Origin of the sequence: Micromonospora sp. NPDC051543, assembly GCF_044454415.1 — a bacterium.
Classification (GTDB): domain Bacteria; phylum Actinomycetota; class Actinomycetes; order Mycobacteriales; family Micromonosporaceae; genus Micromonospora.
On record NZ_JBITDT010000026.1, the window covers coordinates 1 to 23,101 of the forward strand.

Consider the following 23,101-nt stretch of genomic DNA (forward strand, 5'->3'; position numbering starts at 1 on the left):
CCGTCCGATAATCGGACACTGGGTGTCTCCTGGGTTGAAGCAGAGCAAAGGACGCGCGGTGATGAGGCCCGACCTGACGGGCGGCGGGCGGTGACCTGTGCTCCTGCGATCGTCGGGGGGCCACGACGGCCGGACGCGCCAACGACTGCCCGGCCACGGGGCACCCGGCCACCACAGACCACAGCGGCCCCCAACCGGACATACCGGCCACGCACGCGATCGGAGCGGGTGTTCGACTCCGGATCGCTGAACTCGGGGTGTCCGGGGCCGGTTGATGCCCCGATATCGGCGATGTCGAGTCGATCATGCTCGTTCCCGGCCGAGCGGCGTGGCCACCGAGCCCGTGGCGATCGTGGGCCTGGGGGAGGCCCTAGGGTGATCAGTGTGGCGACCCTTCTGCTTCTGCGACACGGCCGTACCACCGCGAACGCCGACGGCGGCCTGGCCGGCCGGCAGCCGGTCGAGCTGGACGACACCGGACGTGCCCAGGCCACCGCGGTCGGCGAGCGGTTGCGGGCGGTGCCGTTGGCGGCGGTCGTCACCAGTCCGCTGATTCGCTGCCGGCAGACCCTGGAGCTGGCGTTGCCCCAGGCCACGCCGGTGGTGGAGGAGGGGCTGATCGAGTGCGACTACGGCAGCTGGGAGGGGCAGCCGCTGAAGAAGCTCGCCAAGGAGCCGCTCTGGCCGGTGGTCCAGCAGCACCCCAGCGCGGCGGTCTTCCCACAGGGCGAGGCGATGGCGGCGATGGCGGCCCGCGCGGTGGCGGCCGTCCGCGACTGGGATGCCCGGGTGAACGCCGAGCACGGGCCCGAGGCGGTCTGGCTGGCGTGCAGCCACGGCGACGTGATCAAGGCCATCGTGGCGGACGCTCTCGGCGTACACCTGGATGCCTTTCAGCGGATCGTGGCCGACCCGGCGTCGGTGACCGCGATCCGCTTCACGCCGCTGCGGCCCTTCCTGGTCCGGCTCAACGACACGGGCGGTGACCTCGCCGCGCTGGTCCCGCCGCCGCGCAAGCGGCGTCGGCGGACCACGCGGGCGGCCGACTCGGACGCCGCCGTCGGCGGCGGGGCGGGCACGGCCCGGTGACGACCGACCGCCGGACGCCGCCACGCCCGGTGTGACCGCCGCTACAGCGGGCGCGTTGCCCCTGCGGCGATTCGGGTCGGTGGGGTGCGCGATGCCATGGTGGGCCGGATAGGGTCGTGGGTATGACCCACCAGGTGCACGCCTTCGAACCGCCGGAGCGGTTCGTCGCCGGGACTGTCGGGCCGCCGGGGGAGCGCACGTTCTTCCTGCAGGCCCGCGGCGGCGGCAGGCTGGTCAGCGTCGCGCTGGAAAAGGTCCAGGTGTCCCTGCTGGCCGAGAAGCTGGAGGAGCTGCTCACCGAGGCGCAGCGCCGCTTCGGGGTGGAGCTGCCCGAGCTGGCGCCGGTGACCGGCGACAACGAGCCGTTGGACACCCCGGTCGACGAGGAGTTCCGGGTCGGGACGCTCGGGCTGGCCTTCGACGTCGACACCGCGACCGTGGTGATCGAGGCGATCGCCGCCGGCGAGGTGGAGCCCGAGGTCGAGCTGGGCGACGAGGACGACGAAGAGGACGACGAGGACGAGGAGCCGGACGAGGACCTGGACCGGCTGCGCGTGCGGCTCACACCGCAGGCCACCCGCCAGTTCATCGAGCGGGCCCGGCGCGTGGTCAACGCGGGCCGGCCGCCGTGCCCGCTGTGCGGCCAGCCGTTGGACCCCGCCGGGCACCTGTGCCCGCGGCACAACGGTTACCACCGGTGACCTTGTCCGGCCTCCAACCTCTGCGCGACGGTGACGCCGCGCTGCGGCTGCTCCGCGACGGCACCCTCGACCTGGAGGGGCGGCTGGTCGACGCGTCGAACACCACCCTGCGGGGCATCCTGACCCTCGACGGCGTCACGGCCCGCTGCGTCTACAAGCCGGTACGCGGGGAGCGCCCACTGTGGGACTTCCCGGACGGCACCCTCGCCGGCCGGGAGGTGTCCGCGTACCTGGTGTCCCACGCCACCGGGTGGGGCCTGGTGCCGCCGACCGTGCTGCGGGACGGTCCGTTCGGTCCCGGTTCCTGCCAACTCTGGATCGACGAGCCGGAGGACGCGGAGCCGTTGGTCGGGTTCGTGCCCGCCGAGGAGGTGCCACCGCGCTGGTTCCCGATCGCGGCGGCCCGGGACGACGACGGCGCCGCGTACGCCCTCGCGCACGCCGACGATCCACGCCTGGCCCGCCTCGCCGTACTCGACGCCGTGATCAACAACGCGGACCGCAAGGGCGGGCACGTGCTCGTCGGCGCCGACGACCGCATCTACGGCGTCGATCACGGGGTGAGTTTCCACGTCGAGGACAAGCTCCGTACGGTGCTCTGGGGTTGGGCCGGCAAGCAGGTTCCGCCGGACGCCATGGAGATGCTCGACGGGCTCGCCGCGCAGGTCGCCGGTCAGCTCGGCGAGGAGCTGGCCGACCACCTGACGATCAGCGAGATCGCCGAGTTGGCCGCCCGCGTCGAGAGGTTGCGCGAGACCGGCCGCTTCCCGCAGCCGCCGGAGGACTGGCCGGCGATACCCTGGCCACCCATGTGACCCCGCTGTCATCTTGATCACCCGTGGGGCGTCCCGGTGTCGCCTGAGGGCTGGTTAGGCTGAGGCCATGGAGTCTTGGGCGGGACACGAGGTGCCACGGCTGCCGGGTCGGGGCGAGCCGTTGGCGTTGTACGACTCGGCGCGGCAGAGTGTCCACCCGAGCGAGCCGGCCGACGCGGCGAGCATGTACGTCTGCGGCATCACCCCGTACGACGCCACCCACCTCGGTCACGCCGCCACCATGATCACGTTTGATCTGGTGCAGCGGATGTGGCGGGATGCCGGCCGTCCCGTGCGGTACGTGCAGAACGTGACCGACATCGACGACCCCCTGCTGGAACGGGCCGCCCGCGACGGCGAGGACTGGGTGGTCCTGGCGATGCGGGAGACCGCCCTGTTCCGCGAGGACATGGAAGCGCTGCGGATCATCCCGCCGGAGCGTTACGTGGGTGCGGTCGAGTCGATCCCGGACATCGCCGACAAGGTCGAGGTACTGGTCAAGGACGGCGCCGCCTACCGACTCGACGACGGCACCGGCGACGTCTACTTCGACATCTCCGCCACCGGCCGGTTCGGCTACGAGTCGAACCTGACCCGCGAGCAGATGCTGGAGATCTTCCCCGAGCGCGGCGGCGACCCCGACCGGGCCGGCAAGCGCGATCCCCTCGACCCCCTGCTGTGGCGCGGGGCGCGCGAGGGTGAGCCGTCCTGGCCGGGCGGGGAGCTGGGCCCGGGCCGGCCCGGCTGGCACATCGAGTGCGCGGTCATCGCGCTGAACCTGCTCGGCGACCGCATCGACGTGCAGGGCGGCGGCAACGACCTGCTCTTCCCGCACCACGAGGCCTCCGCCGCGCACGCCGAACGACTCACCGGCCAGGCCCCGTTCGCCGAGCACTACGTGCACGCCGGCATGATCGGCCTGGACGGCGAGAAGATGTCCAAGTCCCGCGGCAACCTGGTCTTCGTGTCCCGGCTGCGCGCCGACAAGGTCGACCCGATGGCGATCCGGCTCGCGTTGATCTCCGAGCACTACCGCAGCGACCGCACCTGGACCAACGAGCTGCTCACCGCCGCGCAGGAGCGGCTGGACCGCTGGCGGCGGGCCGCCGCCGCGCCCGCCGGGCCGTCCGGGGCCGAGCTGCTGTCCGGGGTACGCGCCAGACTGGCCGACGACCTCGACACCCCCGGCGCCCTGGCGGTGGCGGACCGCTGGGCCGATGCGGCCCTCTCCGGCGCCACGGAAGACCCGGAAGCCCCGGCCCTCTTCGCGAAAACAGTAGACGCCCTCCTCGGCATCCGCCTGTAACGCCCACCCAGCCCGCGCGCGTCCCAGCGCTCCCGGCGCGGCCTGACGCCCCCGCGCTCGCCGGCCGGCCCCCGCGCTCGGCCGGCCCTCGCGCTCGCCGGCTGGCCCCTGTGTGCCCGCCGCTCAGCGTCGATCATGAACTTGTGGTGGCCGATAGAAGCTGCTGTGCCCCTTATGCGAGGCACCACAACTCCATGATCGACGCGAGCCTTCTTGCCTCGCCGTCGATCTTGCACTTTGTGACGTTGCGAAAGGTGTCAATCGGAGCAAAGCGTCGACAGGAAGTGCAAGATCGACGGCGAGGAGTGAACTGGGGCAGGGTTGGGTGGGGTTAGCCCAGGACCAGGCCGGGGTCCGGGTCGGGGTCGGGGGTGGGGGCGGGGATCTGGTACTCCTCGGTGAGGGTGGTCATCGGGCCGGGCCAGGTGGCCTGGGCGACCTCGATGGGCTTGCGGTGACTGTCGTACGCGACGTGCAGCAGGTGCAGCACCGGTGTGTCGGGCCGGATCTGTAGGGTCTCGGCCTCCTCCCGGCTGGGCTGGCGGGCGCTGATCGTGTCGGTGGCCGAGGCGTACCGGCGGCCGGTGGCCTCCTCGGCCTCCTGGTAGAGCGGCCGGCCGAACGCCTCGGCCCGCTCCAGCGACGTGCCGTCGGTGTCGCGGGGCAGGAACCAGGAGGCGCCGACCTCGACGGGGGAGTCGTCGGTGCGTACGAGGTGGCGACGGCAGAGCAGGTTGGTGCCGTCGGAGACGCCGAACGCGTCGGCGACCTCGGCGGGGGCGGGGGAGAGGCCGACGGAGACGAGCTGTTGGCGGTATCGGGCGGCCAGGTCGGTGTGGTAGCCGCGGAACCCGCCGTACCGGCCCCGGGAGAGGCGGTTCAGTCGACGCCGGGTGCCTCGGACGTACGTACCGGAGCCGGGTTTGGTGATCAGGATGCCCTCGACCCGCAGCTGGTCGACGGCGCGTTGCACGGTCTGCTTGGCGACGCCGAACATCTCGGCGATGGCCGGGATGGACGGCAGCCGCTCGCCGGGGCCCCAGTCGCCGCGACGGACCTGGGCCTTGAGCTGCGCGGCGATCTGCCGGTGGGGGAACTCGGCGGCGCCGGGATTGATCTGCACACCCGCCTCCTTGATCACATCTAGGTTCCTAGGATGCCTTAGAGGGTGTGACGGCGCCATCCCGGACACGCGGAAACGAGCCCGAACGCGAAAACGGGCCCTCGGACCAGAGAAGGTCCGAGGGCCCGTGACGGACAGTGCTACCAGGAGCCGGCGGTGGGGCCGGCCGAACCGCCTCGACGCCGCAGGTACTTCTCGAACTCCTGGGCGATCTCGTCACCGGTCAACGGGGTGATGCCCTCGTCGCCGACGCGTTCCTCCAACTCGCGGACGTACTCGCCCAGCTCGGCGTCCTGCTCCGCGGCGCTGCGTACCCGCTGCTCCCACTCGGCGGACTCCTCGGCCAGGTCGGCCATCGGCACCGGCAGGTCGACGACCTCCTCGACCCGGTGCAGCAGGGCGAGGGTGGCCTTGGGGCAGGGTGGGTTGTTGGCGTAGTGCGGCACGTGCACCCAGAACGACACGGCGTCGACCTCGGCGCGGGCGCACGCGTCGTGCAGCACGCCGACGATGCCGGTCGGCCCGTCGTAGCGGGTGGGCGTGAGCTGGTAGCGCTCGGCGGCCTGTGCGTCGGAGGCGCTGCCGCTGATGGGCAACGGCCGGGTGTACGGCACGTCGGCCAGCAACGCGCCGAGCAGCACGACCCGTTCCACCTCCAGGCTGTGGCAGATCTCCAGCACCTGTTCGCAGAACGTCCGCCAGCGCATGCTGGGCTCGATGCCCCGGATCAGCACCACGTCGCGGTCGGTGCCCTCGGGGCTGGCCACCATGAACCGGGTCGTCGGCCACTCCACCCGTCGGGTCTCCCCGTCGGCCATGGTGATGGTCGGCCGGCTGACCTGGAAGTCGTAGAAGTCCTCCGGGTCCAGCTCGGCGATCTGTCGGGCGTTCCAGACCTGTTCCAGGTGCTCGACGGCCGCGGTGGAGGCGTCGGCAGCGTCGTTCCAGCCCTCGAACGCGGCGATGGCCACGGGGGACCGCAGGACCGGCAGTCCGTCGAACTCGGTCACGCCGTCACCTCACCCTGCTCGTCGCGGCCGGCACCGGGACCGCGCCCGGTTGTCGGACCGTGGTGCACGATGGCGTCCCTGTTCTCCTTCACGTCCGTCAGCCTACGTGCCGGGCAGGGATGCGGCCCGTCGGCCGCGCCGGTCCACCCGCTGTGCCACCGGGCATACGGCGGCGAACCGGACAGGGTGATCCGCCCGACACAATATGGGATCGGGCGTGGACGGGGCTCGGGTTCGCCTGGGGCCGCACTAACCTGAACGGGTGCGGACTTCGTTGCTGGATGTGCTGGCCGATCGGATCCTCATCGCCGACGGGGCGATGGGCACGATGCTGCAGGCCGCCGACCTCACGCTCGACGACTTCGACGGCCTCGAGGGATGCAACGAGATCCTCAACGTCACCCGCCCCGACGTGGTGCGGGGGGTGCACGACGCGTACCTGGCCGCCGGCGCGGACTGCGTGGAGACCAACACGTTCGGCGCCAACCTGGCCAACCTCGGTGAGTACGACATCCCGCAGCGTATCCGCGAGCTGTCCGAGGCGGGCGCGCGGATCGCCCGGGAGGCCGCCGACGCGGCCAGCACGCCGGAGCGGCCCCGCTTCGTGCTCGGTTCGATCGGCCCGGGCACCAAGCTGCCCACCCTCGGGCACACCGGCTACGCGACCCTGCGCGACGCGTACCAGGAGAACGCCGCCGGCCTGATCGCCGGCGGCGCGGACGCGCTGATCATCGAGACCTGCCAGGACCTGTTGCAGGTCAAGGCGGCGATCGTCGGGTCGAAGCGGGCGATGGCCGAGCTGGGCCAGCGGGTGCCGATCATTTGTCACGTGTCCGTGGAGACCACCGGCACGATGCTGGTGGGCAGCGAGATCGGCGCGGCCCTGGCGGCGATCGAGCCGCTCGGGGTGGACCTGATCGGGCTGAACTGCTCGACCGGCCCGGCCGAGATGAGCGAGCACCTGCGCTACCTGTCGCAGCACTCCCGGATCCCGCTGTCGGTGATGCCGAACGCCGGCCTGCCGGTGTTGACGGCCGACGGCGCGTACTTTCCGCTGACTCCCGTGGAGCTGGCCGAGGCCATGGAGCGGTTCGTCTCCGAGTACGGCGTGGGGCTGATCGGCGGCTGCTGCGGCACCACCCCGGAGCACATTCGGGTGCTGGCCGAGCGGCTGCACGGCGTCACCGCGGGCGAGCGCGAGCCCCGCCACGAGGCGGGCGTGTCGTCGGTCTACCACCCGGTGCCGTTCGCGCAGGACGCCTCGGTGCTGATGGTGGGGGAGCGGACAAACGCCAACGGGTCCAAGGCGTTCCGGGAGGCCATGCTCGCCGCCGACTGGCGGGCCTGCGTCGAGATCGCCCGCAGCCAGGCCCGGGACGGCTCGCACCTGCTGGACCTGTGCGTCGACTACGTGGGCCGCGACGGCACGCAGGACATGCGCGAGCTGGCCGGCCGGTTCGCCACCGCGTCCACGCTGCCGATCATGCTGGACTCCACCGAGCCGGCGGTCATCGAGGCCGGGCTGGAGATGCTCGGCGGTCGCTGCGTGGTCAACTCGGTGAACTTCGAGGACGGCGACGGCCCGGAGTCCCGCTACGGGCGGGTGATGCCGGTGATCCGCGAGCACGGCGCCGCCGTGGTGGTGATGTGCATCGACGAGGAGGGGCAGGCGCGCACCGCCGCGGACAAGGTCCGCATCGCCTCGCGCACCATCGACGACCTGACCGGCAGGTGGGGGATGGACCTGTCCGACATCCTCATCGACACGCTGACCTTCCCGATCGCCACGGGGCAGGAGGAGACCCGCCGCGACGGCATCGAGACGATCGAGGCGATCCGGGAGATCGCCCGGCGTTACCCGGGCGTCAACTTCACCCTGGGCATCTCGAACATCTCCTTCGGCCTCAACCCGGCCGCCCGGCAGGTGCTCAACTCGGTGTTCCTGCACGAGTGTGTGCAGGCCGGCCTGACCTCGGCGATCGTGCACGCCAGCAAGATCCTGCCGATGTCGAAGATTCCCGACGAGCAGCGTGAGGTCGCCCTGGACATGGTCTACGACCGGCGCCGCGAGGGGTACGACCCGTTGCAGCGCTTCCTCGAACTCTTCGAGGGCGTCGACGTGACCAGTGCCCGGGCCAGCCGGGCGCAGGAGTTGGCGGCGCTGCCGCTGGACGAGCGGCTCAAGCGGCGGATTATCGACGGTGAGCGCAACGGCCTGGAGGCCGACCTGGACGAGGCGATGGCCGGCGGCCGGTCCCCGTTGTCGATCATCAACGACATCCTGCTGGACGGCATGAAGGTCGTCGGCGAGCTGTTCGGCTCCGGGCAGATGCAGCTGCCGTTCGTGCTCCAGTCCGCCGAGGTGATGAAGACCGCCGTGGCGTACCTGGAACCGCACATGGAGGCCACCGAGGACGGCGGCAAGGGCCGAATCGTGCTGGCCACCGTGCGCGGCGACGTGCACGACATCGGCAAGAACCTGGTCGACATCATCCTGTCCAACAACGGCTACGAGGTCGTCAACATCGGCATCAAGCAGCCGATCAACGCGATCCTCGACGCCGCCGAGCAGCACCGCGCCGACGCGATCGGCATGTCCGGGCTGCTGGTCAAGAGCACGGTCATCATGAAGGAGAACCTGGCCGAGATGGCCACCCGCGGGGTCGCGGAGCGCTGGCCCGTCCTGCTCGGCGGCGCTGCGCTGACCCGCGCGTACGTCGAGGACGACCTGCGGTCGATGTTCCCCGGCCAGGTGCACTACGCGCGGGACGCGTTCGAGGGCCTGTCCCTGATGGACAAGGTGATGACCGCCAAACGCGGCGGCGCCCCGGTGATCGACCCGGAGCGGGAGGCCGCCCTCGCCGCCCGGCGTGCCCGCCGGGAACGGCAGCGCACCATGGTCACCGAGTCACTGCCGGAGCTGCACGACTCCTCGGTCCGCTCCGACGTGGCCGTCGACGTGGAGGTGCCCACCCCGCCGTTCTTCGGCACGCGCGTCGTCAAGGGCGTTCCGATGGCCGACTACGCGGCGCTGCTCGACGAGCGGGCCACATTCCGTGGGCAGTGGGGGCTCAACGGCGCCCGCGGCGGCAACGGGCCCTCCTACGACGAACTGGTCGAGACCGAGGGCCGCCCCCGTCTGCGGTACTGGCTGGACCGGCTGATCTCCGACCAGGTCCTCGAGGCAGCCGTGGTGTACGGCTACTTCCCGGCGTACTCCGAAGGAAATGACCTGGTGGTGCTCGACGAGAACGGGCACGCGGAGCGCGCCCGGTTCTCGTTCCCCCGCCAGCGGCAGGAGCGACGGCTCTGCCTCGCGGACTTCTTCCGGCCCAAGGGCGACCAGCTCGATGTGGTCGCGCTGCAACTGGTCACGGTCGGGCAACCCGTCAGCGAGTACGCGGCGAAGCTGTTCGCCCGCAACGAGTACCGCGACTACCTGGAGGTACACGGGCTGTCCGTGCAGCTCACCGAGGCGCTCGCCGAGTACTGGCACCGGCGTGTGCGCGCCGAGCTGACCCTGCCCGACGGGCGTCCGCTGGGCCACGACGACCCGCAGGACCTGGCCGGCATCCTGCGCAACGACTATCGGGGCTGCCGGTACGCGTTCGGCTACCCGGCCTGCCCCGATCTGGAGGACCGGGCGAAGATCGTCGACCTGTTGGGCGCCGAGCGGATCGGCGTCGAGCTGTCGGAGGAGTTCCAGCTCATGCCCGAGCAGGCCACCGACGCCATCGTGGTCCACCACCCAGAGGCCAGCTACTTCAACGCCAAGTGACGGGGACGGGGTGCCCTGATCTGCGTCATAGGTCGCTGCGTCGGACTCATCGATCATCACGTCGCCGGATGGCAGCGAGGTTCGTCCCGTCGGTGGTCCTGGCAATGAGTTCCTTGAACCGGACCGGGTCGGCTTCGGCGATAGCACGGGCCTGGGCCAGCCTGCGGTGCAGGTTCGACGGGTAGAAGGACTCGTCCAGAATGAAGCCTCGGGACAGCCATTCACGCGTGGTGTCGTGGTCGCACTCGACGAAGGCGGTGAGACAGGCTGCGCGATAGCTCGCGCGTAGGTCGGCAACCTCATCATCTTGGGTTTGGCTAACCGTCGTGGGCTGTCTGCTGTGCAGCGCCTCAGTCGACTCGTAGATGAGCACGGCCTGCGACCAATACCAGGCGCGGACTGCGCAGACGCCTTGCGGCAGCGGTCCAGAGGTGACGACCGAGATCAGGTACTCCTGAACCCTGCGACGACCCACCGCCGTCGACATCGGCTCGATGAGTTGGCGATTGGCGGCCACATCTTCGTCGCAGACCACAGCGGCCAGGACTCGGTCGGCCAGGGTGGCCGCCAGGTCAGGACGTTCGCGAAGAACGCAGGCAAGCCGCCAGCGCTTGCCATTCCTCCGGTGGTAGCGACGGAACGACTCGTCACTCGCGAACCGCGGCGGTAGTTCGGGCTCGACCCAGTCTGAGTTCAGCTCAGCCAGGAGGTCATCAAGCTGCCGCTCGAACTCGCCAGCCAGGTCGCCGTCTACCCATGCGTCCATGCCGACATCATCTCCGCCGACCCACTCCGTCATCGACTGGCCGAACAGCTCTTGTGAAGGACGTGGTGGAACGCGAGTGTCAAGCATGCCGGTGACGGGACAGCCGGGCTACAGATGCCCGTGGTTGCGCTGGGAGAAGTTGCTCCTCGCCGTCACGTAGACGGCCGGTCGGGTGGCGCGCCGGTTGGCGTGGGGTGGATGCCGAACTTTTCGATCATGAATCGCCAGAACAGGGCGACTGCGTCCTGGGCGGGTCTCTGGATCCGGTCGTTTTGGCCGGTGTGGGTGATGTGCTCGATCGTGATCCAGCCGTAGGCCGAGCGGACCGTGACGACGTCGACTGGTGGTGGTGTGACGGGTTTGCGCGTGACGATGAGGTCGACCATTGAGGTTGTGCCTGCCAGGAGTGCTTCCGTTTCGAACGCGATGATGCTGTCGACGATCTCCAGCACCGGTTCGTAGGTGGCGCTGTCGTCGAGAGCGCCGTGCAGGCGCGCCGCGATGGTGTGCCAGGGCTTCTCGCGGAACTCGGTTGACCACCCCAAGGTTCGCATCCCTTCAGCGTGTCAGACAGCAGCGGCGGCAACCCTCGACGGGGCGCGACCAGCGCGCCAACCAGGCCGCGCTGGTCATGGTCGGGCCTAGGCTGCCCGTTGTGCGTCAGCGATCACTAGGCGATGTCATGCAGGGCTTGGGCCAGCTCGACGGCGGAACCATATACGCGAGGCGGCCTTGGCGGGCTGACTCGGTGGCCGAGGTGCACGACGACGAGCAGCCCGCTTGCCACCATGAGTACCTGCTTGAGGTAGATCTCGCCCGGGAGGTCATTGAGGTCTGGTCGCTATGGCGTGGAGGACGGCAACCGACGGTGTTGGAAGCTGTTGGAGCTGTCGTCTACTACGCCGAGCACGACGTCTACCAGCCTGAGTGACTAACTGAGTGACGACCACGGCGTATGCGATGGACGCCGATGCCAGCCCAGGGCATCCGTAAGGGAAGTTGACGACTTCTGATCGTTGCCTGGGGGTCAAGGGCTCGGCCCTCGTGAAATTCTGGGATTGGGTCGGTTGCGGCCTGGTAGCGCCCTCAGCCTCGGCGGCATCGATGGTCGTATTCGCCCGGCGGTCGTAGGAGGATGAGGGCCATGCCTGAAGCCTTCGTCGCCGAGCCGCCGTGCGCGGTGTGTGGGCGACCGGCGACCCACGTGGAACTCGTCCCGCCGGATGCCCAGCCGGTCGCTTGGCAGCGCTGGTCACCGGCGCAGCGCGACGCCTACACCGCCGCGCGGGAGCGCCACGCCGGCCAGCGGTGGTGGCTGCTGTATTCCGGGATCGCGGCGGGTAACGGGCTCGGCCGACCGGCGGACCCGGCAGAGGCGCAGCGCATCGTCGACGCCTTCACCCAGCCGTACCGGCACGCCACCGTCACCACGGCGGGCTTCTATGACGACGCCGGATTCTGTGCGCGGTGCGACGTCCCGTACTGCTCCCGCCACTGGAACGTGTCCAGCACCGGCTACGGACGATGCCCCCGGGGGCACGGCAAGAGCCTCGACCCGCACTGGTCGCCCTAGCGATCCCTGATGCGCAATTGGGCCGCACGAGCACGGCCCGGAGAGGATGTAATCCCGGTACTCAGACGATGCCTCGTCTGATCGGCGGAAGCTGTCGCCCGCCTCAGCCTCGCAGGCGTCCATGACTCGCACCCCGGGCCGTGCCGGACTCAGAATAGGTGTGGCACGACTGTGACGAGCGCCGACAACCGTTGCCGGTTCACGTCGAGGCGCCGTCATGTAGTGACGTGTACGGGATCGCTCCCTGCGCTGACGGCCGCTAGTGTCACGCCGTGGATCTCGTGATCGATGAGAGCAGCCGCCAGGTACGCGAGTTCGTGTGCCAGTGCTGCGACACGCAGGCGGATCGGACCTGGGCCAACATCTACGAGGGCGACACCGCATTCGCTGTCTACTTCGCGAGCTGCTATCACCACGACGGGGTTCACGAGGCCTGGATCGATGCCATCCTGGGGACGTGGGGCGAGGATCGCTTCGACGACCACATCACGTTCGGCTGCCGGGTCGGTCCCGTGGTCGGCTCCCCGGCCCCTGCCGCGACGCTCGTCAACGGTGGCGAGGTTGCCGGCGACAGTCCGATCTTCGGGCGCAAGCTCAGCCGGGAAGAGGGGCTGAGTCATCCGAGGATCGCCGAGTTCTGGCAGGTCGTCGACGTGATCCTGGAACGGGACGACCTCGTGCGCCGCCACGTGTACGGGCCGGTCGCGCCGGATGGTGCGCAGCCCGGGCAGTAGCCCGCGACGTCGACGGTCAGGGGTTCGCGCTGACCGGCGGGTCGGTGTCGGCCGAGGGGCGGCCGGCGAGCTGGGCGACCATGGTGTCGGCGTCGTCGAACGACTCGACCGTGTGGAAGCCTTCGCTCGCGTAGAGCTTCGCCGCGAAGTTGGCCCGCTCCACGCTCAACGACACCGCCCGTAGGCCGCGCTCGACTCCGACGGACAGCACGGCGCGTACGAGCGCCCGGCCCACGCCGCGATTGCGCCAGGAGTCCACCACGCCGAGGGTCAGCTCGGGTACGTCGTCACTCACGTACCCGTAGCCCGGATCGGTGGCCGTCAGGTGTCGGCACCAGGCCGCGCCGATCGGCCGATCAGCCGGGTCCAGGGCGAGGACCCCGAAGTCTTCCGGTCGCATCCAGCCGGCGACGTAGTGGGCCAGCTCGGGCTTCGTCAGGATCTCCTCGCGTGACCAGTTGCGCTCGGGTAGCCAGTTGACGGCCTGCACGAGCATGTCGACCAGGAAACCGTCGTCGGCCGCCGTGGCGGTACGGATGCTGAACGTCGTCACCGCCGCAGCTTCCCACGCGGGGTCGGGGCAGCGCCCGGTGAGCACCGGGGTCTACCGTTACCGGCATGATCGTGCGTACGCGCTGGATGATGCCCCACCCACCCGAGGTGTTGTGGCCGGCGCTGTGCGACTCCCGGCTGGAGTTGCAGCCCCGGTGTCCGGTCTTCTATCTGGGTACGCCCCGGCCAACGACCTGCCGTCTGCCGGAGGGCCCGGGTGAGGTGGGCGCCGCTCGGCAGTGCGTGTCGGAGCAGGGCGTGGTGCGGCAACGCATCACGACGTGGGAGCCGCCGAGCCGGTTGGCGTTCCACATGGAGTCGACCGACCTGGGCTTCCACCGCTTCGTCGATCAGCTCGGGGACGTGTTCGAGTTGACCGGGACGGAGCGCGGCACGCAGGTGACCCGGACGACGACGGTGACGGTGCGCGGGTTCGGTCGGGCGGCCCTCTATCCGGCCCTGTGGGTCGGGTTGAAGTCGGTGCACCGCTTCGTGTTCCGCAACTGGCAGAAGATGCGGTTGTCGTCGGCGACGGTGTGAGGGGTCAGGGCGCGAGGCGCGGTGGTCGGCTCGCCTCAGGCGCGGAACGCTCTGATGGCGAGCGCGGCGAATCGTCGGGACGCGGCGACCCGGGCGTCCGTCGAGGTCGCGTGCAGGCCGCCGTTGGCCATCAGGATGAGGATGAGGTCGTCCAGGACGAAGTCGGGTCGCAGGTGGCCGGTGTCCTTGGCCCGGAGTGTCAGGTCGGCGAGTGAGGCAAGGGCCGTTCGGCGTTTCGCGGCGAGATCCACGGCGTGCGGGAAGGCCGTGGTGAACGCCGAGGTGTAGCCCCGGTCGCGGGCGTGTAGCTCGCAGAGCTTCTCGATCACCAGGCACAGGCCATGCCACGGGTCGGGGTCGGCGAGCCCTTCGTCGACGATGAGCTGGCAGGCGTCCATCTGCTCGGCGAACGCCTCGGTGGCCAGTGCCTCCTTGGTGGGGAAGCGCCGGTACAGGGTGGCGGGACCCACTCCGGCCCTGCGGGCTATCTCCCGCATCGGCACGTCCATGCCGTCGGTGGCGAACATCGTCCGGGCGGCTTCGAGGATCCGCTGGCGGTTGTCCCGCGCGTCCGACCGCAGGTTTCGAGTCAACTGCTCGGTCACGCTCTCATTTTAGCTAAACGGACGCCGGCGTCCACTACCGTTCGCGCTGACCACAGGGCGGTCCGGCTTGAGAAGAGGCACCCGTGAAGGCAGTCATGATCAGGGAGTTCGGCGATCCTCGGGGCTTGTCGGTGACCGACATCCCCGACCCGGTTCCGGCTCGGGGGCAGGTGATGATCACCGTCGAAGCGGTCGGTGTCGCGGGCGCCGACGTCATGATCCGAAGCGGCGCCCTCGCCGCCTACGGCTTCAGAGAGGGTCACATCCTCGGCGGCGAGGTGGCGGGAACGGTGGCCGCCGTCGGCGAGGGTGTCGACGCGGCGTGGATCGGGCAGCGCGTGTGGGCGTTCACCGGCACCGGCGGTGGGTACGCCGAGCGCGCGGTCGCCCCGGTCTCGGAGGTGCTGCCCGTCCCCGCCGGCCTCGCCGTCGTCGACGCCGTGACGCTCGGCAGCTCTGGCATCGTGGCGCACTTCGGTCTCGCCCATGCGCACTTCGCCGAAGGGGAGACCGTCCTGGTGCGCGGTGCCGCCGGCAGCCTCGGGATCATGACGGTGCAACTCGCGGCCCGCCGTGGCGCCAGCGCCGTCGCGGTCACCACCTCGTCGCCCGAGCGTGGTCGTCGGCTGCGCAGCCTTGGCGCTACCCACCTGCTCGACCGCTCCGGAGCAGGAGGGCCGGACGCTCCCCGTGGCTATGACGTGATCATCGACGTTGTCGCGGGCGACCGCATGCCCTCGTTCTTCGACCGGCTCAATCCCAACGGGCGCCTCGTGCTCGTCGGCGCGGTCGGGGGTCAGCCGCCGGCAGACTTCGGCGCGACGCTGATGGCCGCCTTCCAGAAGTCCCTGTCCTTCGCCACGTTCAGCGCCGCGACGGTGCCGGAACCCGCTCGCCAGGCCGTGCGGCGAGACCAGCTCGCCGCGGCGGCCCGTGGCGAGCTGGTCGCTGTGGTGCACGAGGTGCTGCCTTTGGAGCAGGCGGCGGTCGCCCATCAGAAGATGGACGCCGGCCAGGTCTTCGGGCGGATCGTCCTCACTCCGTAGCGGGGACGGTCGGCGACGACCGGCGCAGGGCAGCGCCCTGGCCTCAGGCGAGCAGGGTGCCGCCGTCGACGGTGACCAGCGTGCCGGTGGCGTACGTCGATCGCAGAAGGTAGACGTATGCTTCGGCGACCTCCTCAGGCTCGCCCACGCGGCCGAGCGGCAGTGACGCGCTGAGATGGTCGTACATCTGCTCTCGGGTGTCCTCTGGCAGCGAGTCCCACAGGGGTGAGCGGATGACTGCCGAATCGTCCGACGGACCCGGAGCCCCCCGGCCGGTGCTGACCTCCGTCGAGGAGAAGCTGGAGCACGTCGCCGCGGAGGCCGGGGTGGTGATCCTTCCGCTGTCGATCGCGAGGTTCTACACCAGGCCGGACGTCGTCCACGTGCCCGTCGGCGACCTCGCTGACAACCAGGTGTGCCTGGCCTGGGCCGAGAGCAACCGGTCACCGCTCGTGCGGGAGTTCGTGGACATCGCCGTGCGGCAGGCTGGTGACATCGGTCCCGGCGACCGCACCTAGAGACTGTGGACCCCGCTGCTGCGGCGAAGGCCAGACGGTCGGGGGCGAACACCAGACAGATCCAGATCCGGTGTACGACGTACAGCGCGGCCGCGCTGACGAAGAGGACCCGGCGAGTGCCGGGACGCTTGGCTGGGGCAGACGCCGAGGGTCAGTGGTGCCGGGTGTCGAGAACGGCCGGGCGGCTTCGTCCCAGGGGAGAATGCGGCGACCGGGACCGCACTTAGAGCAGGGGGAAGCAGCATGGCGATCCGGCGGATGGACAACGTCCTCATCGTGGTCGAGGACCTCGACGCGGTCATCGCGTTCTTCGTCGAACTCGGCATGGAGGTGGAGGGCCGGGGACCGGTCGAGGGGCGTTGGGTGGAGCGTGTCATCGGCATCGACGACGTGCGGCAGGAGGTCGCGATGCTGCGTACCCCGGACGGTCACGGCAAGGTCGAGCTGGCGATGTTCCACGCGCCGGAGGCCATTCGCCACGCGCCGGAGGACGCGCCGGCGAACACCCTCGGCATTCGCCGGATCATGTTCGCGGTCGACGACGTCGAGGACACCGTCGCCCGGCTGCGCCGCCACGGGGCGGAGCTGGTCGGGGAGGTGCAGCGGTACGAGGACATCTTCCTGCTCTGCTACGTCCGCGGCCCGGAGGGCATCGTCGTGGGGCTGGCCGAGGAGCTGCGCTGAGTGCTGGCGTTGAGGCCGGCGCCCCCGACTACCCGGAAGGGCCTGCTCCGCCGCGCGGCGGAGCAGGCCCTTCTGCCGTGCGTCAGGCCGTCGCCATCCCGAAGAGGTGGATGACGCCGCCCTCGGCGGTGGTGGGCAGCGTCAGGCTCGCGAGCCGCTTGCCCGGCTGCAGGTCGATCGGGGTCGTCGCGAAGACGTACGTCGCCACCGGCTCGACCCCCGACCCCATCTTGTCGCGGTACGAGGTGTGCACCGCCGTGACGTTGCCGAACGACGGCTGGTCGGACCCGCCGCCCAGCGTCCAGTCGCTGAAGCCGACCGTCGCCTGCTGCGTCGTGCCGTCGGTGTACGTCAGCGTCACCGTGCCGGTGGTCGCACCGAACGCGGCGCTGCCCAGCAGGCTCAGCTTCGTGTCACCCTCGGCGGCCTGGATGCTGAGCACCTGACCGCCGCCGCCGACCAGGATGTTGTCCGGGTCGCCGGGGGCCACGTTCGGCCAGGTGAAGTCGAACCCGTTTGCCGACACGGTGGATCCCGGCTTCACCCCGGCGGCCGCGAGCGCCGTGGCGGAGTAGCTCCAGCCTCCGGTGTCGAAGTTGGCCTGCGGGTTGGTGTCGTCGGCCGAGATGCCGTTGTTGTTGAGGTTCCACAGCACGCTGTCCCGTACGGCGACCGTCACGGGGATGGTGACGGTGGGCAGTGTCGTACCGGAGGTGGTGGTGGCGGTCACCGTCACGGCGTAGGCGCCGGGCTTGAGGTCGGCCGGCGCGGAGACGGTGAGCACCTTGCTGCCCGACCCGTCGCCGGCCAGCCTGAACTCGCCCTGCGCGGGCGTGACGGTCAGGCCGGCGGGCGCGCTGACCTTCCAGCGCGTGGTGGTGGGGGCCTCGGTCAGTGCCTGGATCTTGTACGTCGTCGCCGAGGTGCTGCCCGGCTCCACCTTCAGCGTCTGCGGGCTCGCGCCCGTCAGGTACGGCCGCCGGCCGTCCCCGTACGAGGGTGGGGCGTCGGCGGGGGAGCTGCCCCACCTGGTGTTCGGCTTGTCGCCGAGTACGAAGGCGACGGTGCCGCCCTTGTTGACGAGGGTGTCGGGGACCCAGCTTCGGGTCGACGTCTTGCCGTTTACCTTGACCGACTGGATGTACGTGTTCTGGGCCGACGCGGCCGGGGCGTCGATGGTGATCCTGCGGCCGGGTCCGGCGTCGACGACCGCGCGCCGGAAGAGCGGCGCGGTGAGCACCAGGTCGGCCCGGCTCGGGTTCTGCGGGTACATGCCCAGCGCGGAGAAGACGTACCACGACGACATGGTGCCGGCGTCGTCGTTGCCCGGGATGCCACCGGGGGTGTTGCCCCACAGCTGGTCCATCACCGCGCGGACCGTCTGCTGGGTCTTGTAGGCAGCGCCGAAGTAGTTGTAGAGGTAGGGCGCGTTCATGTCCGGTTCGTTCGTGGGGTCGTATCGGGTGAGGTCGCGGGCCGAGAAGTCGAAGGCACCGTCTGGCGTGCGGAAGAAGGCGTCGAGGCGCTGCTCGGCCACCTTGTTGCCGCCCATGGCGCGGGCCAGGCCGGCGACGTCGGAGTAGACCATCCAGGTGTAGCGGGCACTGCTGCCCTCGACGAACCCGTTCTCGGTCGCGGGCTGGAAGGCGCGCTCGGCCCAGGTGCCGTCGGCCTTGCGGGAGCGCGGGTAGCCGCCCTGCGCGGTGGCGGTCAGGTCGAAGACGTTGCTCCAGGTGCCCGACCGCTTGCGGAAGGCCCGCTCGTTCGTCTGGTCGCCGATCTGCCCGGCGAGCTCGGCGAGCGCGGAGTCGGCGACGGCGTCCTCCATCGTCTCGGCCGCGCCGCCCCAGCAGGAGCAGCCGTCGGCGGGGACGTAGCCCAACTCGAGGTACTTGTCGAGGGCGGGACGCTGACCGACGCACGCCACGTTGCAACCGGCGCTGTCGGAGTCGTTGGCGTTCGGCACCGTCGCCGCGGTGATCAGTGATCGGAGAGCGCCCTTGACGTCGAAGTCCCGTCCGCCGAAGGCGTGGATGCCGGCGACCGCCGGGGCCGACGGGTCGCCGGACATGACGCTCGTCTTGCCGTGCTGGAGCAGCCAGCGGTCCCACTCGCCGCCCCGCTGGGTGGCGTAGTTGAACAACGACTGCGCGTAGTCGCTGCCCGCCTTCGGGTTGACCAGCGTCATGAGCTGCACCTGGGCGCGGTACTGGTCCCAGCCGGAGAAGGTGCCGTACTGCGCGTCCTGGCCCTTGGCGAGGCGGTGCGGCTTGCCGTCGACGCCGAGGTAGCGGCCGTCGACGTCACTGGTCAGGGTCGGTTCGAGCATGGAGTGGTACAGCGCCGTGTAGAAGGTGCTGAGCTGGTCGTTGGTGCCGCCGCCGACCTTGATCTTGCTCAGCTCACGCTGCCAGGCCGCCGTGGCCTCCGACCGGACCGCGTCGAAGCTCTTCTTCTGCGGGTTCTCCGCCCGCAGGTTGGCCTCGGCGTTCTCCAGGCTGACGTAGGAGATGGCGACCTTCACGCCGACGGTCGTGGTGCCCTGGGCGAAGGTGACGTACGCGCCGGACCCCTTGCCCGGCACGGGGCTGCCCGCGTCGAGGCCGGTGCCGCCGGACGCTGTCGTGGCGTCCGGCGTCCGGGTGCCGTCCTGCCACGTGCCGACCTTGGCGAATTGCTGGTCGAAGTGAGCGGTGAAGTGCAGCGTGTACAGGGACTTGCGGTTGTTCTCGCTCTGCGGGCCGCAGAAGTTGCCCGCCGTGACCGAGCCGGTGACGGTCCGGGCCGCGGCGTCCACCCGTACGGTGGCGTCGGTGCTGCCGGTCTCCGAGTTGGAGGTGCGGAACAGCATGCTGGCGGGCTGGTCGGCCGGGAAGCCGAACCGGCCCGAGCCGGTGCGTGCAGTGGTGGTCAGCTCCGCCGACGCGCCACTGTCGAGGCCCACCCGGTAGTACCCGGCCCGCGCGGTCTCGTTCTGGTGGGAGAAGCTGCTCGCGTACGTGGCGTCCGAGGTGTCGACGGACGGCGAGGAGTTGACGTCACCCACGATCGGCATGATCGGGATGTCGCCCGCGCCGCCGTTGCAGCCGACCCCGTTGAGGTGGGTGAGGCTGAAGCCGCGGATCCGGGTCGCGCCGTACTCGTAGCCACCGGGCGCGGGGGTGGAGGTCTGCCTGCCGTTACTGGTCTGCGGGCTCCAGGCCAGCATGCCGAAGGGGCGGACGGCTCCGGGGTAGGTGTTGCCGAGGTTCGTGGACCCGATCAGCGGGTTGACGTAGCTGGCGGGGTCGGTGACCAGGCGGACAGGCGCAGCGGCTGCGGCGGGTGTGCCCGCGGCGACCGCCGCCAGCGCCGCCACGGTCACGGCGGTGGCGGCGGCGAGGGTTCGGCGTTTGGCGGCGTACGCCAGGTGCGCCGGTGTGTCTGACACAGTGTTGGCCCTTCGGTTGGCACCGTCTGCACGAAGCTCGGCGGAGGCGACCCGTCACCTGTTCGCACTCCACATCGGAGCCGCACACGGGTTTGACAACGTTGTCTAATCGGCGATGATGCTTCCCTTCCCACCCAGGGCTGTCAAGATCCTGATCGCGATCGGTCAGGCAGGGGGCGTGCCGCGCGAACGGCGACCGGCCCGGTCTTTCGTTACGCTGCCGGCATGTTCCGTTCGGCCCGGCCCGAGGACTTCGCGCAGATCATCCGCCTCTACCGACAGTTGAACCCGGACGATCCGGTGTTGGACGACGGCACCGACCTGGCGGCCTTCGCGCAGATCCTCCGCTCACCAGGCCTGCGGCTGTTCGTCCTGGAACTGGACGGGATCGTCGTCGCCACCACGTACCTCAACGTGATCCCCAACCTCAGCCGGTCGGCGTCGCCGTATGCGGTGATCGAGAACGTCGTCGTCGAGGAATCGCGGCGAGGTACCGGTCTGGGTCGGCAGATCATGGCCGGCACGCTCCAGGCCGCCTGGGACGCGGGCTGCTACAAGGCGATGCTGATGACCGGGTCGCGGAACCCGGCGACGCACGCCTTCTATCGTGCCTGCGGGTTCTTGACCGACGTCAAGACGGCGTACCTCGCGCGTCCACCCCGCTAGGCCGGGAAGGTCTCGCGCAGCGCGGCGTCCAGCGAACGGCCGGTCGTCGGCTCGATGAACAACTCGGCGAGCAGGAGGTCGGCGAGGAAGGTCGGGTTGATCCCGGACTCCTTGCGACCGAGTGCCTGCGCCGCGCCGCCCAGTCGCAGCGCCGTCCGCGCCGCGCCGGCCGGCAGCCGGCCGACCCGGCGGCGTCGGCCGACCGCGTCGGCGATGCGCGCGAGCATGTCGTGCCAGGTGAGGTTCTCGTCGGCGACCGGAATGTCCGCGCCGCTGGCGCTCTCGAGGGCGTCGGCCGCGACCTCGGCCACGCTGCGCGCCGAGGCCGCGGCGCTTCCGCCGGTCGGCGCCAGCAGAGGGGTACGAGAGCGCGCCCACCGGTCCAGCGGACCGGCCCAGTTCGGCAGCCGGTCACCGACCCGACCGAAGACGAAGGGCAGTTCGAGTACGGCGACCGGCAGGCCCGAGCCAGCGGCAGTGCGTCCCTCCCGGGCCTGCTCCAGCCGGCAGCGGATGTACGTGTGCCGCTCACCGAGCCGCCACTGCGGATGGAGCCGGTCGAAATACGTGTAGTACGAGCCCATGACGACCCCACGGGTGAGGCCCTCGTCGCGGGCGGCGGTGAACAGGCGTACCACCGGGTCGACGTTCTCGCGCCGGAACTGCGGGTAGATCGGCTTCGGCAACGGCCGCTGCTCGTCGGTCCGGGTGGCGTACACGACGCCGTCGTGGCCGGCGAGCAACGGCCGCAGCTCGTCGATCGAGGCGGACCCCACGTCGAGCAGGTGGTCGACCCCCGGCTGGGCGGAACGCGCCACCGAGGTCGTGTCGTGGCCGCGCTCGCGCAGCACCTCCACGACGTGCGCGCCGATCAGGCCACTGCCACCCACCACGAGAATTCGCACGCTGAATCGTCCACTGTCCAGCGGGGTGCCTGTCAAGTACGGTGCCGCCTGCGGATGCGACGGCAGCGTCGCCCGGCCAGAATGGCGTCCGGAGGTGATCGTGGATGGTCGACCAGGAGAGCGTTCCCCGGCTGACGTCGGTGGTGCTCGACGGCACCGACGCGCGCGAGCTGGCGGAGTTCTACCGGCAGCTCATGGGCTTCGTCTACCGGCCCGGCGACGAGCCACCGACGGACGGCCGACCCGACGAGCGCGGTCGTGACTGGTTGGTGTTGCGGTCCCCGGACGGTGGCCCGCAGATCGCGGTCCAGCAGGTCGACAGCCTGCCCGAGACGACGTGGCCGAAGAACGACGTGCCACAACAGCTACACCTGGACCTGACCGTGGATTCCGTCGACGAACTGCTGGTCCAGCACGAGCGCGTGCTGCGCCTCGGCGGCCGGCTGCGCTACGACCGGATCGAGGACCCCGAGGAGCCGTTGCGCGTGTACGCCGACCCGGCCGGCCACCCGTTCTGCATCATGGTGGGATAGTGCTGCCCGTGTCCGTACGTGGGCGACGCGTGACCGTGGAGCGCACGATCGTCGAGAACGGGGTCGAGGATGCCGGAACCGCGCGCCTTCTGGCTGGACGAGCAGTTCGACCGTGAACACGGCGTCGACGGCCACGGCCGGTACGAGGCCGAGGTGCTCCGTCGGATCGGTGACTTCGCCGAGACCTGGGGGGACTTCGCGCCGGTCGCGTTCGCCGCGACGGCCTGGCGGGTGGCCAGCGAGCTGTCGCCCGGCTTCGTCCGGTGGCACCGGCGGATCATCTCGGCGACCTGCGAACGCAGCCCGTGGGACGGCAGCATGGTCTGCGCGGTCACCGTGGCCTCCCGCTGGCCCGCGGAGCTGACCTGGAGCAAGCAGTGGCAACGCGACCGTGGGTGGCAGAACTGGCCGCAGCTGTTCGGTCAGTTCACCACCCCCACCGAGCAGGACCGGACGCGCCGTCCGCATCTGCGTGCCCTTCTCCAGGTGGAGGCGCCGCTGCCGCTCGACAGCCTGCCGCCGACACCCGACGGGCCGGACGACGAGGTCCCCGCCGCGGCGCGGCGGGCGGTCGCGGTGCTGGCCCGGGAACTCAACGACCTGCTGGCGCCGGTGATCGGGCAACTCGACAGCGGGGTCCCCGCCGACTCGTGACGGCGGGGACCCCTCGTCGACGCGGCGCGTCGGTAGTCGATGGTGCGGTGGGCCCGGCCCGGTCACCGAACGG

General features: G+C 70.5%; 24 protein-coding genes. 15 read left to right on the plus strand and 9 right to left on the minus strand.

What is annotated here, in order from left to right; all coding sequences use genetic code 11:
• Positions 1 to 375 precede the first annotated feature (375 nt).
• The 4 genes from ACIA3K_RS30295 to mshC all read left to right on the plus strand — a co-directional run bounded on the left by ACIA3K_RS30295 (position 376) and on the right by mshC (position 3,911).
• Positions 376 to 1,089 (plus strand): MSMEG_4193 family putative phosphomutase, encoded by a 714-nt coding sequence (locus ACIA3K_RS30295; protein WP_396805078.1) that lies wholly within the window; start codon positions 376 to 378, stop codon positions 1,087 to 1,089.
• A gap of 122 nt (positions 1,090 to 1,211) precedes the next feature.
• Positions 1,212 to 1,790: a DUF3090 domain-containing protein gene (locus tag ACIA3K_RS30300; protein ID WP_355052975.1), complete on the plus strand. Its 579-nt coding sequence runs from the start codon at positions 1,212 to 1,214 to the stop codon at positions 1,788 to 1,790.
• Positions 1,787 to 2,605, plus strand: a complete 819-nt coding sequence (locus ACIA3K_RS30305) for an SCO1664 family protein (protein ID WP_396805080.1) — start codon at positions 1,787 to 1,789, stop codon at positions 2,603 to 2,605. Before ACIA3K_RS30300 ends, ACIA3K_RS30305 begins: the two co-directional genes overlap by 4 nt.
• A gap of 67 nt (positions 2,606 to 2,672) precedes the next feature.
• On the plus strand, positions 2,673 to 3,911 hold the full coding sequence (gene mshC / locus ACIA3K_RS30310; RefSeq protein ID WP_396805081.1) for a cysteine--1-D-myo-inosityl 2-amino-2-deoxy-alpha-D-glucopyranoside ligase: 1,239 nt from the start codon (positions 2,673 to 2,675) through the stop codon (positions 3,909 to 3,911).
• Positions 3,912 to 4,242: 331 nt separating this feature from the next.
• Here the strand turns inward: mshC and ACIA3K_RS30315 are convergent, their stop codons facing one another.
• A complete protein-coding gene (locus ACIA3K_RS30315) occupies positions 4,243 to 5,034 on the minus strand; it encodes a GntR family transcriptional regulator (protein WP_355052978.1) in 792 nt (263 codons plus the stop codon).
• A gap of 140 nt (positions 5,035 to 5,174) precedes the next feature.
• Entirely contained in the window at positions 5,175 to 6,044 is an 870-nt protein-coding gene (locus tag ACIA3K_RS30320; RefSeq protein WP_145782100.1) for a PAC2 family protein, read from the minus strand.
• Positions 6,045 to 6,306: 262 nt separating this feature from the next.
• Here ACIA3K_RS30320 and metH point away from each other — a divergent pair, with 262 nt between their 5' ends.
• Positions 6,307 to 9,822: a methionine synthase gene (gene metH, locus ACIA3K_RS30325; protein WP_396805084.1), complete on the plus strand. Its 3,516-nt coding sequence runs from the start codon at positions 6,307 to 6,309 to the stop codon at positions 9,820 to 9,822.
• 46 nt (positions 9,823 to 9,868) lie between these two features.
• Here the strand turns inward: metH and ACIA3K_RS30330 are convergent, their stop codons facing one another.
• Positions 9,869 to 10,588, minus strand: a complete 720-nt coding sequence (locus ACIA3K_RS30330; protein ID WP_396805086.1) for a hypothetical protein — start codon at positions 10,586 to 10,588, stop codon at positions 9,869 to 9,871.
• A 152-nt stretch (positions 10,589 to 10,740) separates the two neighbouring features.
• On the minus strand, positions 10,741 to 11,142 hold the full coding sequence (locus tag ACIA3K_RS30335; RefSeq protein ID WP_396805088.1) for a hypothetical protein: 402 nt from the start codon (positions 11,140 to 11,142) through the stop codon (positions 10,741 to 10,743).
• Between the two features lie 194 nt (positions 11,143 to 11,336).
• On the opposite strand from ACIA3K_RS30335, the gene ACIA3K_RS30340 reads away from it, so the two are divergent.
• The 3 genes from ACIA3K_RS30340 to ACIA3K_RS30350 all read left to right on the plus strand — a co-directional run bounded on the left by ACIA3K_RS30340 (position 11,337) and on the right by ACIA3K_RS30350 (position 12,895).
• Positions 11,337 to 11,519: a hypothetical protein gene (locus tag ACIA3K_RS30340; RefSeq protein WP_396805090.1), complete on the plus strand. Its 183-nt coding sequence runs from the start codon at positions 11,337 to 11,339 to the stop codon at positions 11,517 to 11,519.
• Positions 11,520 to 11,732: 213 nt separating this feature from the next.
• Positions 11,733 to 12,161: a hypothetical protein gene (locus ACIA3K_RS30345; protein ID WP_396805092.1), complete on the plus strand. Its 429-nt coding sequence runs from the start codon at positions 11,733 to 11,735 to the stop codon at positions 12,159 to 12,161.
• Positions 12,162 to 12,433: 272 nt separating this feature from the next.
• The gene (locus tag ACIA3K_RS30350) at positions 12,434 to 12,895 is read left to right on the plus strand and encodes a hypothetical protein (RefSeq protein WP_396805094.1); all 462 of its coding nucleotides are present in this window, start codon (positions 12,434 to 12,436) and stop codon (positions 12,893 to 12,895) included.
• Positions 12,896 to 12,911: 16 nt separating this feature from the next.
• Here the strand turns inward: ACIA3K_RS30350 and ACIA3K_RS30355 are convergent, their stop codons facing one another.
• Positions 12,912 to 13,448, minus strand: coding sequence for a GNAT family N-acetyltransferase (locus ACIA3K_RS30355; protein ID WP_396805096.1), 537 nt, complete (start codon positions 13,446 to 13,448; stop codon positions 12,912 to 12,914).
• Positions 13,449 to 13,513: 65 nt separating this feature from the next.
• Here ACIA3K_RS30355 and ACIA3K_RS30360 point away from each other — a divergent pair, with 65 nt between their 5' ends.
• Positions 13,514 to 13,987, plus strand: coding sequence for a hypothetical protein (locus ACIA3K_RS30360; RefSeq protein WP_396805098.1), 474 nt, complete (start codon positions 13,514 to 13,516; stop codon positions 13,985 to 13,987).
• 35 nt (positions 13,988 to 14,022) lie between these two features.
• Here ACIA3K_RS30360 and ACIA3K_RS30365 read toward each other — a convergent pair whose 3' ends face one another.
• Complete coding sequence (locus tag ACIA3K_RS30365; protein WP_396805100.1) at positions 14,023 to 14,592, minus strand: TetR/AcrR family transcriptional regulator; 570 nt, start codon at positions 14,590 to 14,592, stop codon at positions 14,023 to 14,025.
• 95 nt (positions 14,593 to 14,687) lie between these two features.
• On the opposite strand from ACIA3K_RS30365, the gene ACIA3K_RS30370 reads away from it, so the two are divergent.
• The gene (locus tag ACIA3K_RS30370) at positions 14,688 to 15,638 is read left to right on the plus strand and encodes a zinc-binding dehydrogenase (protein ID WP_396805102.1); all 951 of its coding nucleotides are present in this window, start codon (positions 14,688 to 14,690) and stop codon (positions 15,636 to 15,638) included.
• Between the two features lie 43 nt (positions 15,639 to 15,681).
• Here ACIA3K_RS30370 and ACIA3K_RS30375 read toward each other — a convergent pair whose 3' ends face one another.
• Positions 15,682 to 15,825, minus strand: coding sequence for an SDR family oxidoreductase (locus ACIA3K_RS30375; RefSeq protein WP_396805104.1), 144 nt, complete (start codon positions 15,823 to 15,825; stop codon positions 15,682 to 15,684).
• 46 nt (positions 15,826 to 15,871) lie between these two features.
• Between ACIA3K_RS30375 and ACIA3K_RS30380 the strand changes: the two genes are divergently transcribed.
• Both ACIA3K_RS30380 and ACIA3K_RS30385 read left to right on the plus strand, forming a co-directional pair.
• Positions 15,872 to 16,156 (plus strand): LysR substrate-binding domain-containing protein, encoded by a 285-nt coding sequence (locus ACIA3K_RS30380; protein ID WP_396805106.1) that lies wholly within the window; start codon positions 15,872 to 15,874, stop codon positions 16,154 to 16,156.
• A 243-nt stretch (positions 16,157 to 16,399) separates the two neighbouring features.
• Positions 16,400 to 16,840 carry a VOC family protein gene (locus ACIA3K_RS30385; protein WP_396805108.1) on the plus strand — a complete coding sequence of 147 codons (441 nt, stop codon included), beginning with the start codon at positions 16,400 to 16,402 and terminating at the stop codon, positions 16,838 to 16,840.
• 82 nt (positions 16,841 to 16,922) lie between these two features.
• Here the strand turns inward: ACIA3K_RS30385 and ACIA3K_RS30390 are convergent, their stop codons facing one another.
• Positions 16,923 to 20,270, minus strand: a complete 3,348-nt coding sequence (locus ACIA3K_RS30390) for a GH92 family glycosyl hydrolase (RefSeq protein ID WP_396805110.1) — start codon at positions 20,268 to 20,270, stop codon at positions 16,923 to 16,925.
• Between the two features lie 225 nt (positions 20,271 to 20,495).
• Between ACIA3K_RS30390 and ACIA3K_RS30395 the strand changes: the two genes are divergently transcribed.
• Positions 20,496 to 20,936: a GNAT family N-acetyltransferase gene (locus ACIA3K_RS30395; protein WP_396805112.1), complete on the plus strand. Its 441-nt coding sequence runs from the start codon at positions 20,496 to 20,498 to the stop codon at positions 20,934 to 20,936.
• On the opposite strand, the gene ACIA3K_RS30400 is transcribed toward ACIA3K_RS30395, so the two are convergent.
• Positions 20,933 to 21,841: an NAD-dependent epimerase/dehydratase family protein gene (locus tag ACIA3K_RS30400; protein WP_396805114.1), complete on the minus strand. Its 909-nt coding sequence runs from the start codon at positions 21,839 to 21,841 to the stop codon at positions 20,933 to 20,935. The genes ACIA3K_RS30395 and ACIA3K_RS30400 overlap by 4 nt on opposite strands.
• Positions 21,842 to 21,945: 104 nt before the next feature.
• On the opposite strand from ACIA3K_RS30400, the gene ACIA3K_RS30405 reads away from it, so the two are divergent.
• Entirely contained in the window at positions 21,946 to 22,374 is a 429-nt protein-coding gene (locus tag ACIA3K_RS30405; RefSeq protein WP_396805116.1) for a VOC family protein, read from the plus strand.
• 69 nt (positions 22,375 to 22,443) lie between these two features.
• Complete coding sequence (locus ACIA3K_RS30410; RefSeq protein ID WP_396805118.1) at positions 22,444 to 23,028, plus strand: hypothetical protein; 585 nt, start codon at positions 22,444 to 22,446, stop codon at positions 23,026 to 23,028.
• Positions 23,029 to 23,101: the final 73 nt, after the last annotated feature.